At 32.8% G+C, this 17,287-nt stretch carries 14 protein-coding genes and 4 tRNA genes; 8 read left to right on the top strand and 10 right to left on the bottom strand.

The features are described 5' to 3' along the window. Window positions 1-182 precede the first annotated feature (182 nt). From EV697_RS09630 to wecA, 5 genes are all read right to left on the bottom strand, one after another. A tRNA-Pro gene (locus tag EV697_RS09630) sits at window positions 183-259 on the bottom strand. Window positions 260-277: 18 nt separating this feature from the next. Beyond that, window positions 278-353, bottom strand: a tRNA-His gene (locus EV697_RS09625). 25 nt (window positions 354-378) lie between these two features. Next, window positions 379-455: transfer RNA gene (locus tag EV697_RS09620), tRNA-Arg, on the bottom strand. Between the two features lie 177 nt (window positions 456-632). Continuing rightward, complete coding sequence (locus tag EV697_RS09615; protein WP_132025059.1) at window positions 633-1,406, bottom strand: hypothetical protein; 774 nt, start codon at window positions 1,404-1,406, stop codon at window positions 633-635. 56 nt (window positions 1,407-1,462) lie between these two features. After that, a complete protein-coding gene (gene wecA, locus EV697_RS09610) occupies window positions 1,463-2,542 on the bottom strand; it encodes a UDP-N-acetylglucosamine--undecaprenyl-phosphate N-acetylglucosaminephosphotransferase (RefSeq protein ID WP_132025057.1) in 1,080 nt (359 codons plus the stop codon). 140 nt (window positions 2,543-2,682) lie between these two features. Between wecA and hemL the strand changes: the two genes are divergently transcribed. Next, window positions 2,683-3,966, top strand: a complete 1,284-nt coding sequence (gene hemL, locus EV697_RS09605) for a glutamate-1-semialdehyde 2,1-aminomutase (RefSeq protein WP_132025055.1) — start codon at window positions 2,683-2,685, stop codon at window positions 3,964-3,966. 43 nt (window positions 3,967-4,009) lie between these two features. Here the strand turns inward: hemL and nhaA are convergent, their stop codons facing one another. The 4 genes from nhaA to EV697_RS09585 all read right to left on the bottom strand — a co-directional run bounded on the left by nhaA (window position 4,010) and on the right by EV697_RS09585 (window position 7,752). Next, window positions 4,010-5,185, bottom strand: a complete 1,176-nt coding sequence (gene nhaA, locus EV697_RS09600; RefSeq protein ID WP_132025053.1) for a Na+/H+ antiporter NhaA — start codon at window positions 5,183-5,185, stop codon at window positions 4,010-4,012. Window positions 5,186-5,294: 109 nt separating this feature from the next. Continuing rightward, window positions 5,295-6,644 carry an anti-phage deoxyguanosine triphosphatase gene (locus EV697_RS09595; protein WP_132025051.1) on the bottom strand — a complete coding sequence of 450 codons (1,350 nt, stop codon included), beginning with the start codon at window positions 6,642-6,644 and terminating at the stop codon, window positions 5,295-5,297. 11 nt (window positions 6,645-6,655) lie between these two features. Beyond that, the gene (locus EV697_RS09590) at window positions 6,656-7,342 is read right to left on the bottom strand and encodes a CidB/LrgB family autolysis modulator (protein WP_132025049.1); all 687 of its coding nucleotides are present in this window, start codon (window positions 7,340-7,342) and stop codon (window positions 6,656-6,658) included. 2 nt (window positions 7,343-7,344) lie between these two features. Next, a complete protein-coding gene (locus EV697_RS09585) occupies window positions 7,345-7,752 on the bottom strand; it encodes a CidA/LrgA family protein (protein ID WP_132025047.1) in 408 nt (135 codons plus the stop codon). 236 nt (window positions 7,753-7,988) lie between these two features. Between EV697_RS09585 and EV697_RS09580 the strand changes: the two genes are divergently transcribed. Together EV697_RS09580 and EV697_RS09575 are read left to right on the top strand one after the other, a co-directional pair. Continuing rightward, entirely contained in the window at window positions 7,989-9,194 is a 1,206-nt protein-coding gene (locus EV697_RS09580; RefSeq protein WP_132025045.1) for a cysteine desulfurase, read from the top strand. After that, complete coding sequence (locus EV697_RS09575; protein ID WP_132025043.1) at window positions 9,191-9,565, top strand: SufE family protein; 375 nt, start codon at window positions 9,191-9,193, stop codon at window positions 9,563-9,565. Before EV697_RS09580 ends, EV697_RS09575 begins: the two co-directional genes overlap by 4 nt. A gap of 44 nt (window positions 9,566-9,609) precedes the next feature. Here EV697_RS09575 and EV697_RS09570 read toward each other — a convergent pair whose 3' ends face one another. Then, entirely contained in the window at window positions 9,610-11,205 is a 1,596-nt protein-coding gene (locus tag EV697_RS09570) for an L-lactate permease (RefSeq protein WP_132025041.1), read from the bottom strand. Between the two features lie 464 nt (window positions 11,206-11,669). Between EV697_RS09570 and lldD the strand changes: the two genes are divergently transcribed. The 5 genes from lldD (at window position 11,670) to EV697_RS09545 (ending at window position 17,118) form a co-directional block, all read left to right on the top strand. Beyond that, window positions 11,670-12,815, top strand: coding sequence for an FMN-dependent L-lactate dehydrogenase LldD (lldD, locus tag EV697_RS09565; RefSeq protein WP_132025039.1), 1,146 nt, complete (start codon window positions 11,670-11,672; stop codon window positions 12,813-12,815). Window positions 12,816-13,092: 277 nt separating this feature from the next. Continuing rightward, entirely contained in the window at window positions 13,093-15,363 is a 2,271-nt protein-coding gene (gene nrdA, locus EV697_RS09560; protein WP_132025037.1) for a class 1a ribonucleoside-diphosphate reductase subunit alpha, read from the top strand. A gap of 71 nt (window positions 15,364-15,434) precedes the next feature. Beyond that, window positions 15,435-16,565, top strand: coding sequence for a class Ia ribonucleoside-diphosphate reductase subunit beta (gene nrdB / locus EV697_RS09555; protein ID WP_132025035.1), 1,131 nt, complete (start codon window positions 15,435-15,437; stop codon window positions 16,563-16,565). Between the two features lie 115 nt (window positions 16,566-16,680). Next, on the top strand, window positions 16,681-16,938 hold the full coding sequence (gene yfaE / locus EV697_RS09550) for a class I ribonucleotide reductase maintenance protein YfaE (RefSeq protein WP_132025033.1): 258 nt from the start codon (window positions 16,681-16,683) through the stop codon (window positions 16,936-16,938). A 104-nt stretch (window positions 16,939-17,042) separates the two neighbouring features. Next, window positions 17,043-17,118, top strand: a tRNA-Thr gene (locus tag EV697_RS09545). Window positions 17,119-17,287 lie beyond the last annotated feature (169 nt).

Below are 17,287 nucleotides of genomic sequence, written 5' to 3'. Positions count from 1 at the left end.
TCAATCTGAGCCATGATCAAACTCTTCAATTTAAGTTCGATCGCTCAATAGCTGACATATAGTCATTCTTTTATGAATTTCTAGTTTGCACCTATCAAGACTTTTATAATTTAAATCATTTTTATAAAGTCAATCAACAAGTGCCCACACAGATTGTCTGATTAATTGTTAAAGAACAAAATTGGTCGGCGAGATAGGATTTGAACCTACGACCCACTGGTCCCAAACCAGTTGCGCTACCAAGCTGCGCTACTCGCCGTACACATAAAATACTAAATGGGGTGGCTAATGGGACTTGAACCCACGACAACTGGAATCACAATCCAGGGCTCTACCAACTGAGCTATAGCCACCATCTAAGTCAAAATAAGCATTGCCTGGCGCGCTCGACAGGATTTGAACCTGCGACCTTTGGCTCCGGAGGCCAACGCTCTATCCAACTGAGCTACGAACGCATTCCAATAATGCATTGCGTCGTTGCGGAGCGTATATTAAGAGTTTCTAGATCTATTGTCTAGTATTTTTTTTATTTTTTTTACTGTATGGTATTTTTTTAAACAACCCGCTCATTTTTTAATAAAAACTTGTTCATTATAATACTTGAAAACAATATTTTTATATTTTCTTCAAAATTATCTATTCCTTCTCATAAAAAAAAGCAGAACAAATCCAAAAAATAATCCTAATATTCCACCATAAATAGTCCAATGCAAATGATTAGGAATTGATAATATTGGTATTCTAGGCTGCTTAATATAATGATACGCAATTAGTTTATTATCTAAAGGGGTAACAGATTTCATCATATTTAATTTTCCTAGCCAATCTTGGCTCACAACTTTATCCTTATCTTGAATTTGTCCTAATTTTAATTGACTTGCTAAATTAACTTGTTCAAATAACACTTTCCATTTATAAATTAAATTACTATATACATTTTCTCTTGTATTAAGATTAATCTTTTCTATAAATTTCACTAATAAATCAAAAGATTGTTTAGGATTATCTAATTCAATGCGTATAGAAATAACATTAGTATTTGGATAAAATGTATAGGTTATTGACTCAATCAACTTATCTAGTAGCATAAGATCAGTCTTCTTATCACCAGTTAATTTTTGTTTATAGTAATCACTTTGTTCCCAAAATTCTCTTCTTACATCATAAGAGGATATTTGATGATTTAGCTCCGTATATACAATATTATTTATCTTATCTATCTCATCAACTTTTCCTATCAACAGATGATACATAGAAAAAAGTGCATAATAGTTACCTAAGCTATTTGTTTGTGGTTTTTCTATTTCAGCCTCAGTTATCCAACTAGGTTTAATAATATAGCTTGATGATAAACCGATTAACCCCCAAAATATAATTGAAATAAAAACAATAATAATTTTTTTCATTAATACCCTTCTCATAAATGTAGTACATACAATCTTATTTAAATAATCTAAAATATTTAAGAAACTTTAATATCCCTATTTCTTTTTACTTTACGTTTCAACCTTCTAATCCAACGAGTTAAACGCCAAGCTCGTGCAATAGAAAAAGAATAAACAAAAAATAATAAAATAAACGCAATAAACATAGCCCATTCATTTACATAATATAATTCACCCAATATACCGATACTTGCACAGACTGCAGACAAAAAAGTAATAAACAAAAATGCTTGTCTAGAGCTAAGCCCAGCTCTTACCATTAAATGATGAATATGTAATCTATCTGGTCTAAAAGGACTTTTTCCTTTTCTCAATCTTCGATAAATAATTGCGATCATATCAATAACAGGTATTGCTATAATCCACAATGCAGTAATAGGATTCATTGGATGTCCTTTTCCTTGTGTACTTAGTAATAGAATCCAAATAATAGTGAACCCTATTAAAGTACTTCCTGAATCTCCCATAAATACCTTAAATTTAGGTCCAAAGGGAATACCTAAATTCATTAAAAAATAGGGTAAAATTGCGACAATTAAAGCGAAACTCCAATAGGCTAGATCCATTTGATTATCAAACATTAACAAGATTCCAATTGATGCAAATGAAACAATTGATAAACCACCTAAAAGTCCATCAATACCATCAATCATATTAAAAGCATTAATAACCGCAATAGTAGCAAATATGGTTATCATAAGCCCTATGGAACCAAGTGTCAGTTGAAATGGTCCTAAGATCTGCCCAAGATGATCTAAATAAATATTTCCCATATCAATCATTAATATTGCTAATAGTCCTTGTATACCCGCACGAATAAATGGACTAATATCAAAACGATCATCTAATATACCAATGACTAATAAAATAAAAATACTAACCAGATAAAGTGTTGGTAATCTCATTTGCTCCCATTCCATTAAATAGAAACAAAAATTACCAAAGAATAAAGATATTCCACCAATTAAAGGAATCGCTCCTTGATGACGCTTACGATAATTAGGTTTATCCACTAAACCTATCTTTTGAGCAATCGGACGCATTAAAAATAAAGTGATACCTGCAGCAAAGAAAGTAACTAATAGACTAAATAGCATATATTAAAAATATTCCTTTTAAATAATTAAGAGAAAACAGCATAAAGCAAATATACTATATAAATAGTTTTATAATTTTACTCTTTTTACAGTACAATATAACACATTATTTATAAATAAATTAATATTGAGGATCTATAATGACATTATCTGAAACCTATTTTGATAGGGCAAAAAAAGTAATTCCCGGTGGCGTTAATTCACCAGTCAGGGCTTTTAAAAGTGTTGGAGGCTCTCCTATCTTTATGGAAAAAGCTCAAGGTGCTTATATTTACGATACTGAAGGTAAACAATACATTGACTATGTGGGTTCTTGGGGACCAATGATATTAGGACATAATCATCCTTCAATATTAAGTGCGGTACAAAAAATAGCAGAAAATGGTTTAAGCTTCGGTACTCCTACCCCTTTAGAAATTGAATTAGCTGAATTAGTTTGTGAACTGATTCCTTCTATTGAATTAGTTAGAATGGTTAATTCTGGAACAGAAGCAACGATGTCAGCTATTCGTTTAGCACGTGGTTACACTAATAGAGATAAAATTATAAAGTTTGAAGGGTGCTATCACGGTCACTCTGATTGCCTTCTCGTAAATGCAAGTGCTGATATATCTAAATCAGAAAAATTAGGAACCCCAGGTATTCCAGAAGATTTTGCGAAACACACTTTAACTTGTGAATATAATAATCTTGATTCAGTAAAAGCAACCTTTGAAAAATATCCTAATGAAATAGCTTGCTTAATTGTTGAACCTGTCGCGGGAAATATGAACTGTGTTCCACCAAAGGAAGGATTCTTACAAGGATTAAGAGAATTATGTGATAAATATGGTGCGGTATTTATTATTGACGAAGTAATGACAGGATTTAGAGTAGCTCTTGGTGGTGCCCAAAGTTATTATGGTGTTACTCCTGATTTAACTACACTTGGTAAAGTCATTGGTGGAGGAATGCCAGTAGGTGCTTTTGGTGGTAAAAAAGAAATTATGGAGTATATAGCACCACTGGGTCCAGTTTATCAAGCAGGTACACTCGCAGGTAACCCAATTGCAATGGCGGCTGGTTTAGCTTGTTTAAATGAATTAAAAAAAGAAGGTAATGAAAAACATTTATCAGAATTAACCATAAAATTATCTGATGGATTAAAATCATTGGCAGCAAAACACAATATTCCATTGGTTATTAATCGTGTAGGAGGTATGTTTGGCTTATTCTTTACCGATCAGAAAGAAGTCACTACTTATAAACAATCCACTTTATGTGATTCAGAAAAATTTAAATTATTTTTCCATAAAATGTTAGAACAAGGAATCTACCTTGCCCCGTCATCCTTTGAATCAGTCTTTATGTCATTAGCACATACAGAGGAAGATATAGAAAAGACCCTACAAGCAGCAGATATTGCTTTTCAAAGTCTCAAATAAAAATAGCCCCTAGTTTAACTAGGGGCATATCTCTCAATAAACATTAATTTGATTTCTTAACGATTGACTTATTTAAAAGCCAATAACCAATAACTGCCGAAATAGCTGATCCCGATAAAATACCTAATCTGGAAAGAGCTATCAAATCTTTTTGATCAGAATTAAATGCTAGCCCCGCTAAGAACATAGACATTGTAAAGCCGATACCACATAAAACAGCAACACCAAATATCTGCTTAAAATTAATATCATCAGATAATTTCGCTATTTTTAGTTTAACCGCAATATAAGTGAATAAAAATACACCTATAGATTTTCCCAATACCAATCCTAAAGTTACGCCTAACACTAAAGGCGAAGTAAAGCTCTCTATTCCCATTCCAGATAAAGAAACGCCAGCATTCGTAAAAGCAAATAATGGAAGTATTAAAAATGAACACCAAGGTGCAAGAGCGTGTTCCATTTCTCGTAAAGGCTCTTTACCCCTTTTGCCTTTCAATGGCACACAAAATCCAATAATAACACCAGCTAAAGTTGCATGAACACCAGATTTTAATACTGATACCCACAGAATTAATCCCACTATCACATAAGCAATTAAATTCGATACTTTAAAACGATTTAATAAAATTAAACCAACAATGGCAACAGTAGCAATCATTAAGGCACTATTACTAAGCTCATGAGAGAAAAATAACGCAATAATAACAATAGCCCCTAAATCATCAATAATAGCTAACGCAAGTAAAAATATTTTTAATGCAAAAGGCACTCTATTACCCAATAATGCAAGAACACCTAAGGCAAAAGCAATATCCGTTGCCATAGGTATTGCCCAACCATTATGATACTCAGGCACATTTTGTGTGATTAACCAAAAGGTAAAGACAGGTACAACCATCCCACCAATAGCACCGATAGCTGGAAATATCGCTTGTTGATAACTAGAAAGAGAACCAACTAATAATTCTCTTTTTACTTCCAGTCCAACAAGGACAAAAAAGATTGCCATCAATCCATCATTTACCCACATTAACAACGGCTTATGAATATGGACTAATGCACCAATTTGAATAACAACTGGCATTTCAAGAAAGCCAAAATAACACTCTTTTAAGAAGGGAATATTAGCAAAAAAAAGTGCCACTAACGCCGAAGCTAACAACAATAATCCACTTGATGCCTCAAGTTTCATAAAATAACGAATATATTTTACCATTCTCACCTCAATATATATTACCGATTATTGTTTTTTAACATAAAGTTGATTTTTAGGTCAAGATAATATCAATATTCGACAACGTTTCTATAACAAATCAATAACTGCATTAAAGTTGCTGATAGAGCTTTAATGCATAAGCATCTGACATACTCGCAATATAATCACAAATTACTCTCTTTTTAGCTACATCAATGGATTCTCGCCAACGATTCGCTATATTGTAAGGTAATAATCTTTCAGGATTACTTTCAAAAATATGGAACATTTCTGTTAATATTCTTTGCCCTTTATATTCAATACGCTGAGTTTCTACATTATTAATCACGTATTTTAATACAAAATTTTTAAATACTTTTAGTACTGCAAGTACATCTTCTGGCAATTTTGCATTATAACGTAATAATGGCTCATCAAATTCAGCGGTAATTGTCCATTTTATACTGGTGATAAAATAATTTACTAATGCTCCAATCGCATTCTTGCGTTCATAAGGCTGTTCAGAAAATAACTTATTTGATAACTCATCAATATGTTCACAAATCCACGAAGACGAACTTTGCTTTAACTCAGTCAATGCCTCTTGCCACTGATGTAAATGAACAACACCAACAACGATAGCATCCTCTAAATCATGTACACCATAAGCAATATCATCCGCAAGCTCCATAATACTACAATCCAAAGATTTATAAGCAGTTTTCAAACTATCTCTAGGTGATGTTCTTATTGTTTTATATTGACCAAATAATGCTATATCTTTTTTAGATAAAGGAGATAATACCCATTCAAACATAGTCCAATCGTCTCTAAATAATCCTTTACCTGGACGCCAATCATTAAGATTAACGTAAGAATGATTGGTTGTTGAATCTAAAAACAAATGGTATTGCGGTGAAGATACATCTAAGAGTGTAGGATATTTAATAATTCCAAGTAATGTTCTACGTGTTAAATTCATTCCCGCATCAAATGTATAAGGCTCTAACTTTGTTAAAATCCGAAATGTTTGCGCATTCCCCTCAAAACCACCATCATTTCTCATCATATAATTTAATGCAACCTCTCCACCATGTCCAAAAGGTGGATGACCTATATCATGAGCAAAACATAGACTTTCAATAAGATCATTAGAAGGTAGCAAAGCAACAAGTTTATTTTTCAATTCACTTTTATCAATATTGACAGATTCATATAAATCAGCAAAAGTTTCTGATAATTTCATCTGAGAGGCAATACTACTACCAATTTGAGCCACCTCTAAAGAATGCGTTAATCGAGTTCTATAAAAATCATTTTCGCCAATTGCATGTATTTGTGTTTTTGCTTGTAAGCAACGAAATGCCGCACTATGTAAAATTCGCCCCCTATCACGTCTAAAGGAAGGTCGATGATCTTTTTCTCTTGGTTTATCAACCAAAAAACGTCCTTGCCAAATTGGATCGATGTGCATTCTCATTTAATCATTTCCTAATTAATAAAAAAATAAACTAATTTATATATAATTGGTGCTAGTACTGAACTAATAATGCCACAAAGTACTAAAGCAATAGAACTGTAACTCCCCGCTTCTACATTTCTATTCATACAACTAACCGTACCCAAAGCATGAGAAACTCCACCAATAGCTAAACCTTGAGATTCAGCGTCATTAATCCCGAGTTTTCTTAGAATAATATAACCTAAAATAGCACCTTGTAAACCTGCAAGAACCACGCTAACAGCAGTAATTGATGGAATTCCCCCTAAATGATCTGCAATAACAGTTGCCATTGCCGTAGTAATTGACTTAGGTAAAATAGAAGCAACGATTTCAGGTGTTCCACCAAAGATAATAGATAGACCAACACCTAACCCCATAGACAAAATTGATGTTAGCGTTGTAACGGTCAAAATAATCTGCCAATGGCGACGAATTTGTCGAAGTTGCTCATACAATGGTAATGCTAATGCAACAATACTCAAGGGTAATAGATCATTAATTGGCTCATTCCCTTTATAATACATCTCGAAGGGAATTTTCCCTATTAATAAAATAATGACTAAAATAATTAAACTTAGCACAAAAGGACTGAATATCACTGATTTCCAATATTGATCAATCCTTATCCCTATATAAAATGCTAGTAATGTCAAAATAGAATAAAAATATATCATTATTATTTTCCTAACGTACGTTTCTTTATTAATTTCTTTCGTATTTGAGAAAAAGATTTTCGAGAGAACAAATAATGGCTAAGATAACCAGCAAATACAAGGCTCAATAATGTACTAATGATATTAGGTATAAGCAAAGCAGTTGCATTATTAATCAATAGGCTATAATACTTAATAATTCCAACGCTAATAGGAATAAATAAAATTGCCATATAACGAATAAGTAAATTAGCACCGAACTTTATCCATTCTACTTTAATTAATTTTAAAACTAATCCGATAAAGAGTAATAACAACCCCCAAATACTTGATGGAATATTGACAGGAATAAAATCCCCAACAAAACTACCAAGAAATAATGCTACATATAAAATACTAAAAGAACGTATAACATCAATAAATAATTTCATAAACTTATATATACAATTCACAATATAAAATATTTTACTCCTTTCTTCTCTCTTGTTATAGCTTTTATAAAAATTTGCTTAACTAATATTTTATTAATTCCCCAAAGATAAAATAATATTTATTACTCCGTTAATTTAATATAAATTTAAAATTAATAAAATTTAGTTTATCCTTAGCAACAAAATTTACTTAATGACATTTTTATTATGTCAACAATATCCAAAAGGTATTATTAATGACATTCAATCCAGCGTTATTTCGACAACAATTTCCTTTTTTTATTGAGAATCCTAATATCGTATATTTAGACAATGCTGCAACAACATTAAAACCTCAAGTATTACTTGATAGCACAAACCAATTTTATCGTTCAGCAGGCTCTGTCCATCGAAGTCAATATGATGAGCAGAATACTTATATTTACGAGAAAGCCAGAACAGAAGTAAAACAACTTATTAATGCTGAAAATGAAAACTGTATAATTTGGACATCAGGCACAACTCATAGCATTAATACTGTCGCTTATGGTCTTTTACCACACCTATCCTCTCAAGATGAAATTATTATTAGTGAAGCGGAACACCACGCTAACTTTGTTACTTGGCAACAAATAGCCAAAAAGAGCGGTGCAAAATTACGAGTTTTATCCTTATCTGATAATTGGCTTATTAATGAACAACAATTAATTCATTCTCTCAATAACAATACTAAATTAGTCGCATTAAATTTCATATCCAATGTAACTGGTGCAACTCAAGCAATAAAAAAATTAATTAGTCTTATTCGTCAATACAGTAACGCAATGGTATTAATAGATGCGGCACAAGCAATTAATCATATCAAAATAGACATAAAAGAGCTGGATACAGATTTTTTGGTTTTCTCCGCTCACAAAATGTATGGTCCTACTGGTATTGGCGTATTATCAGGAAAAAAAGTATCCCTAGAAAAACTAACACCTTTATTATTTGGTGGAAAAATGGTTGATCAAGTATCACTAGAAAATACCTCATTTTCATCACTTCCTTACCGTTTAGAAGCAGGAACGCCTAATATTGCTGGTGTTATTGGTTTCTATTCGGTACTAAAATGGCTAAATAAATGGGATAGAATAGCGGCTGAAAAATGGACAAGCCAACTTACAGAACAGGCAAAAGTAAGACTATCTCAATATAAGCATTGCAAAATATTTAGCTCATCAAATCCTAGCACCCTATTTAGTTTTGTTTTTAAAGGAATTGCCTCATCTGATTTATCAACACTACTTGCAGAGCAAAATATTGCATTACGAGTAGGTGAACATTGTGCACAACCTTATTTAGCAAACCTAAATACTTCAACGACTTTACGTTTATCCTTTGCGCCTTATAATAACCAAGAGGATGTGGATAAATTTTTTCAAGCACTTGATAAAAGTTTAGAATTATTGGACATAGAATGAAAGAAAAATTACAACAAGCAAAAAGCTGGGAAGATCGCTACCGCTTAATTATACAATATGGAAAAAATCTCTCTAGACCAACCGAAGAAGAATTAGCGGATATGCAAATAATAAAGGGTTGCGAAGCTGGTGTTTGGTTTAAAATTATCGAAAAAAATGACCGCACTTTTATATTTCAAGCATACAGTGAAGCAAGAATTATTAATGGACTACTATGGATAATATTACAAGAAATAAATGGTAAAAATGCGAAACAACTACAATCCTTTAATCTAAATAACTATTTTGATGAACTACACATCACACAAAAATTAAGTACCACGAGATTAAACGGACTGAAAAAAATAGAAGAAATAATAAAAACGCTCTAGTAAAAAATGGCTCGCCTAGGCGAGCCATTTCTATTCATAAAGAATTAATATAAAATTGGAATAAGGAACATTGCAACTAATGCAGCAATAATACCATATAATATCATTGGGATAACGGTCTCTTTAAGGATCGTACCTTCTTGGTTATCAATTTTTAATACTGAGCTTACCGCAACAATATTATTGATACACACCATATTACCCATCGCACCACCAACAGATTGTAATGCTAAAACAAGGGTTGCAGAAATGCCACTAATCTCTGCCGTAGATAATTGAACGCTACCAAAGGTCAAGTTAGATACCGTATTTGAGCCAGAGAAAAACGCTCCAACCGCACCTAGATAAGATGCAAATAACGTCCAATATTCGCCTGTTGCCGCCGCAAAGCTCTTACCAATGATTTTCACCATTGAATCATCGCCACCAACTAGCATTAATTTAACCATAATTAATGCACCAACAAGAGCCAAGAACGGATTACGGGTTTGTTTGAAGCTACCAACAAAAATATCTTTTGTTTTACTTCCAGATACTGCAAATACAGGCAATGCAATTAATACAGTGATTACAAATGGAATTAACGCAGGCACATATAATAATTTATAGCTCGCATTAATTGATGTCGCAAAAATAGACTTCAATGTAAACACCAAACCGTAACTAATATCAAACATACCAAGTGAACCTAACTGGAAAGAAATCCAAGTAGTTGCATCATTCATCATTGCTTTGAATGGTAACTGTTGAAGTCTTGTAACAATCAAAATGACAATCAATAATCCCGTCGGGAACAATGCTTTTACCACTTGACTTGTAGGAACAGGCTGATTATCTAATGTATCTTCATCTTTATTTTTAGCCAATCCGATACCACGTTTAGCCACCAATACCGACACTAATAAACCAATCGCACCGCCTAATAAAGAAGGAAATTCATAATTTACTTGAGCAATTAAAGCATAAGGTATAACACAAGCAGCGATACTAATATAAACAAAGACTAAATTATTTTTAATCTCTTTCCAGCCCACAACTAATTTTAATGCCATTAATGGAATAATTAATGCCGCAAAAGAATGGATTAATGCAGACATTGAGCCAATTTCTAATATTTGTGCTTCAGCTAATCGTAAAGGACCAAAACCAAACCAAGTCGGTGTACCTACTGCACCGAAAGAAACTGGCACAGAGTTCATCACCAATGCTAACATTGCCACTCTTAATGCAGGAAATCCTAGTCCAACAAGAATAGGTGCTGCAATCGCTGCTGGCGTACCAAAACCACTTGCACCTTCAATCATAAACGCAAATGCCCAACCAATAATCATTAATTGTGCAACAGGATTTGGACTAATTGTCCCTAGCCATTTACGTAATATATTTGTTGCTCCTGAAATTTCAGAAAAACGATTAAATAATATTGCACCAAAAATAACAGTAATCGGCGTTTGCACAGCAATAATCGCTGACACAATATTTGCACTGACTGTTTGAATATCTGTTTCAAAGAAAATTAATTGTATAATAAGAACAACTGCTGCAATCCAAGGTAATGCAACATAAGATGGTAAGGCATTACGTTTCACCATCAAATAAATCAGCAATATAATAGGAAATATACTGAGAAAAAGAGCCATAAAGAATTCCTTTTTAAATAAATAAATGAATAAACTATATACTAAAATAGTATTATCACTTCTGTTATATATTAATATTTATAAAATAAATAATTATTAAACTTAAAAATAGACAGAGAAATCATACCGACAACTATGTTATTATTATTGTAACTAATTTGTAACAAGAATTTTTTATTTCTATGAATTAGATCACAAAAAAACAACATTTAATAGCTAATTGTACGAAATACATTCGACTTTTTTCATACAAAATTTAGGTAATCATTAAACTCAATATTAATTTTTGTGATCCATTCCACAGTTTTATAAAAAAATTAAATACTAAGTACATTTTTAGTCTCGTTTAGATTAGTATGAGCAACGTTAAATAATTATTGCCATTTTGTTGATTATCATAACAAAATTTCAACAATATTAGCGAAAACAAAAATTACAAATAATGAAAATAAAAAGAGGTATTTATGATTATTTCATCAGCTACTGATTATCGAAAAGCAGCAAAACGTAAAGTTCCACCATTTATGTTTCACTATGCCGATGGTGGTTCTTACTCTGAGAGAACTTTAGAACGAAACGTTACCGATCTTGCTGATATAGCATTAAGACAACGTGTTCTCAAAGATATGTCGGAATTAGATACTGAAATTGAATTATTTGGAGAAAAACTTTCTATTCCAGCGATTCTTGCTCCAGTAGGTGCATTGGGTATGTATGCAAGACGTGGCGAAGTTCAAGCAGCAAAAGCAGCAGATAATAAAGGCATTCCTTTTACCTTATCAACCGTATCAATTTGTCCAATTGAAGAAGTTACCCCTGAAATTAAAAGACCAATGTGGTTTCAGCTCTATGTATTAAAAGATCGTGGATTTATGAAAAATGCACTAGAACGTGCAAAAGCTGCTGGTTGTTCAACATTAGTATTTACTGTTGATATGCCAACACCAGGAGCAAGATACCGTGATATGCACTCTGGAATGAGTGGTCCATACAAAGAAATTCGTCGTGTAATTCAAGGTGCAACTCACCCATTCTGGGCTTGGGATGTAGGTATCAAAGGTAAACCACATACATTAGGTAACGTTTCTAACTATATGGGTAAACAAATTGGTCTAGACGACTATATTGGATGGTTAACCGAAAACTTTGATCCTTCAATTTCTTGGAAAGATCTAGAATGGATTCGTGAATTTTGGGACGGTCCAATGGTAATCAAAGGTATTCTAGATCCTGAAGATGCCAAAGATGCAGTACGTTTTGGAGCCGATGGTATTGTAGTATCAAATCATGGTGGTCGCCAATTAGATGGTGTATTATCAAGTGCTAAAGCCCTTCCTCCAATTGCTGAAGCCGTTAAAGGTGATATTAAAATCTTAGCTGATTCAGGAGTACGTAGTGGCTTAGATATCGTGCGAATGATAGCCTTAGGTGCAGATGCTTGTATGTTAGGTCGATCATTTGTCTATGCCTTAGGTGCTGATGGTCAACGTGGTGTTGAAAATATGCTTGATATTTTCCAAAAAGAAATGAAAGTAGCAATGACATTAACAAGTAATAAATGTATTGCAGATATTACATCTGAAGCTCTCGTTGATTTAACAAAACTTTAATCTAACGCTAACGAAAAAATTAATTTTACAATAGGGAGTAAAGATTTTACTCCCTACTTTTCTACTCTCTCAGCAACACTCAAAATAACAACATTAATACCTATTTATAAGTATTATTTTAATTAGAATAATTTTGTCTTATTTATAAATAAGTTATTTTATGTCAAGAATAATAGATAAAATTTACCACTTGATCTTTTTTAGATAACACATTATCTTGTGCTAAATTTTAAACCATACAACTATATATTGTGTTTCTTTTAAATTGGAAAAGACTATGAATAAATCATTAATGGTCACAAAACGTGACGGTACGCAAGAGCCAATTAATCTTGATAAGATCCACCGTGTGATAACTTGGGCAGCCGAAGGTTTAGAAAATGTTTCCGTATCTCAAGTTGAACTACGTTCCCATATCCAATTTTATGAAGGTATCCGAACCTCTGATATTCACGAAACCATCATTAAAGCTGCCGCTGATCTAATCAGTAAAGATACACCAGATTATCAATACTTAGCCGCTCGTCTTGCAGTATTTCATTTACGCAAAAAAGCCTATGGTCATTTTGATCCACCACGCTTATATGATCACGTTAAAACATTAGTGCGTATGGGAAAATATGATAAATCATTATTAACCGATTATACTCGTGAAGAATGGGACGAAATGGACGGTTTCTTAGACCATTGGCGAGATATGAATTTCTCCTATGCAGCAGTCAAACAATTAGAAGGAAAATATCTAGTACAAAATAGAGTAACGGGTGAAATTTATGAATCAGCTCAATTCCTTTATTTACTGGTTGCCGCAAGCTTATTCTCTAACTATCCAGCAGAAACTCGTTTAGATTATGTCCGTCGTTTTTATGACGCAACCTCCACATTTAAAATCTCACTTCCTACTCCAATAATGTCGGGAGTAAGAACACCGACTCGTCAATTTAGTTCTTGTGTACTCATCGAATGTGATGATAGCCTTGATTCTATTAATGCAACCTCTTCTGCTGTCGTAAAATATGTTTCACAACGAGCAGGAATAGGCATTAATGCAGGTGCTATTCGTGCTTTAGGAAGCCCAATTCGTGGTGGAGAAGCATTTCATACGGGTTGTATTCCATTTTACAAACACTTCCAAAGTGCAGTAAAATCTTGCTCGCAAGGTGGTGTTCGTGGAGGTGCGGCAACCGTTTACTACCCAATTTGGCATTTAGAAGTTGAAAGTTTATTAGTATTAAAAAATAATCGTGGTGTTGAAGATAACCGCGTTCGTCATATGGACTATGGCGTACAATTAAATAAACTTATGTACCAACGCTTAATTAAGGGTGAAAACATTACTTTATTTAGTCCATCTGATGTGCCAGGATTATATGAAGCGTTTTTTGCAGATCAACCAAAATTTGAACAGCTTTATGCTCAATACGAACAAGATCCAAATATACGCAAACGTAGTATTAAAGCAATAGAATTATTTTCATTATTAATGCAAGAACGTGCTTCTACTGGTCGTATCTATATTCAAAATGTAGATCATTGTAATACTCACTCGCCATTCGATCCGAAAGTAGCACCAATTCGCCAATCTAATTTATGCTTAGAAATTGCATTACCAACAAAACCATTACAACATTTTCACGATGAAAAAGGTGAAATTGCACTTTGTACTTTGTCGGCATTTAATCTTGGTGCAATTAAAAATCTTGATGAATTAGAAGAATTAGCTAATTTAACAGTACGAGCATTAGATGCCTTACTTGATTATCAAGACTACCCTGTTAAAGCGGCAGAAAATAGCTCATTAAAACGTCGTCCACTGGGTATTGGCGTTATTAATTATGCTTATTACTTGGCAAAAAATGGCGTTCGTTATTCAGATGGTAGTGCAAATGATTTAACTCATCGTGTCTTTGAAGCAATTCAATATTATGTACTTAAAGCCTCAATGAATTTAGCTAAAGAAATTGGCGCTTGTGAATTATTTAACGAAACCAATTATGCAAAAGGTATTTTACCAATTGACACCTACAAAAAAGATTTAGATAACTTAACAAAAGAGCCATTGCATTATGATTGGGAAAGTTTAAGAAAAGATATTCAAGAATTTGGGTTACGCAACTCAACACTAACTGCACTAATGCCATCAGAAACTTCATCACAAATATCTAACGCTACAAATGGTATCGAACCACCACGTGGCTATGTTAGTGTAAAAGCATCAAAAGACGGCATTTTAAAACAAGTTGTACCTGATTATGAAAACTTAACGGATAACTACGAATTACTTTGGGATATACCAAATAACGAGGGTTATTTAAGCCTTGTCGGTATTATGCAAAAGTTTGTGGATCAAGCAATATCAGCAAATACCAATTATGATCCACAACGTTTTGAAGGTGGTAAAGTACCAATGAAACGCTTATTGGCTGATTTACTCACCGCCTACAAATACGGACTAAAAACATTATATTATCAAAATACAAGAGATGGTGCGGAAGACGTACAAGAAGATCTTGATGATGGTTGTGCAGGCGGCGCTTGCAAAATTTAATATAACAAATAGGGAATTAACATTTCCCTATTTTTATAAATTATTTTCCCTTTAATAAATAAGGATTATTAATGGCATACACTACTTTTTCACAAAATAAAAATGACCAATTATTAGAACCAATGTTCTTTGGTCAAAATGTAAACGTTGCTCGCTATGATCAACAAAAATATGAAACATTTGAAAAACTGATTGAAAAACAACTTTCATTTTTCTGGCGACCTGAAGAGGTAGATGTATCACAAGATCGTATTGACTATCAAGCACTACCAGAACACGAAAAACATATTTTTATCAGTAATTTAAAATATCAAACACTTTTGGATTCTATTCAAGGACGTAGCCCAAATGTAGCGTTATTACCATTGGTATCTATTCCTGAATTAGAAACTTGGATTGAAACTTGGACATTCTCTGAAACAATCCACTCACGCTCTTACACACATATTATTCGTAACATCGTTAATGATCCTTCTGTGGTATTTGATGATATAGTTACTAACGAAGAAATCATCAAACGAGCAAAAGATATTTCCTCCTACTATGATGATCTAATTCGTGATAGCCAACTTTATAGCCTATACGGAGAAGGCACTTACACCGTTGACGATAAAGAATGTAAAGTTACGCTACATAGCTTAAAACGTCAGCTTTACTTGTGCTTAATGAGCGTTAATGCTTTAGAAGCTATTCGCTTTTATGTTTCTTTCGCCTGCTCATTTGCATTTGCAGAGCGAAATTTAATGGAAGGCAATGCAAAAATTATCAAGTTCATTGCTCGTGATGAAGCATTACATTTAACTGGAACACAACATATTTTAAATATTATGGCATCAGGTCATGATGATCCAGAAATGGCACAAATTGCTGAAGAATGTAAAGAAGAAGCTTATGATTTATTCTTAGCTGCTGCAGAGCAAGAAAAAGAATGGGCAAGCTATTTATTTAGAGATGGTTCAATGATTGGCTTAAATAAAGATATTCTAGAACAATACGTAGAATACATCACAAACATTCGTATGCAAGCCGTAGGATTACCATTACCATTTAAAACGCGTTCAAATCCAATTCCTTGGATCAACGCTTGGTTAGTATCTGATAATGTACAGGTTGCCCCACAAGAAGTAGAAGTTAGCTCATACTTAGTCGGACAAATCGACTCAAAAGTTGATTCTAGCGACTTTGGTGATTTTGATCTGTAATCTTTATCAATTATTGTTATCTGACTAAAAATAAAAGTGCGGTAGTATTTTGAAAAATTTAAAACTTTCAAAAAAACAACCGCACTTTTATGATCTCAACATTTAGCTTTTACCTATGAAAAAATACAAAATTTCACTATTAAGAAGCAAACAAACCATCACTCACCAAAATAATATTTCTCTTTTGAAAAATTTAGAAATACAGGGCATACACCCTGAATATCAATGTCGTTCCGGTTATTGTGGCTCTTGTAGAACCAAACTTATATCAGGAAAAGTATCTTATAAAGAAGCACCATTAGCCTTTATAAACCCAAATGAAATCTTACTTTGCTGTTGCCAAGTAGAAAGCGATTTAAAAATTGAACTGTAACAAGATAAAAATTAATCGAACAGTAAATTTTTTTTATTTTCATACTTGTCAACTGAATCAAAATCATTAAAATAGCGACCTGTTGAAACAACATTCCTATCAATGCCGACTTAGCTCAGTAGGTAGAGCAACTGACTTGTAATCAGTAGGTCATCAGTTCGATTCCGATAGTCGGCACCACTTCCCAATTTTGATTGATTTCACTTATCATTGTATAAGCAATGACTAAATTTAACTAATCTTTGGCATAAAGAAAAGAAAGAATGATAAAAAGTTGTTTGAAACCTTACAAAATCAGGATTTAAGTGGCTTTTTTGAATGAATGTAAAAAATATAATAGTAATACGCT

This window comes from Bisgaardia hudsonensis (assembly GCF_004345785.1).
GTDB classification, from domain to species: Bacteria; Pseudomonadota; Gammaproteobacteria; order Enterobacterales; family Pasteurellaceae; genus Bisgaardia; species Bisgaardia hudsonensis.
The sequence above is the reverse complement of the archived record's forward strand: the minus strand, read 5'-3'. Positions and strand labels throughout refer to the sequence as shown.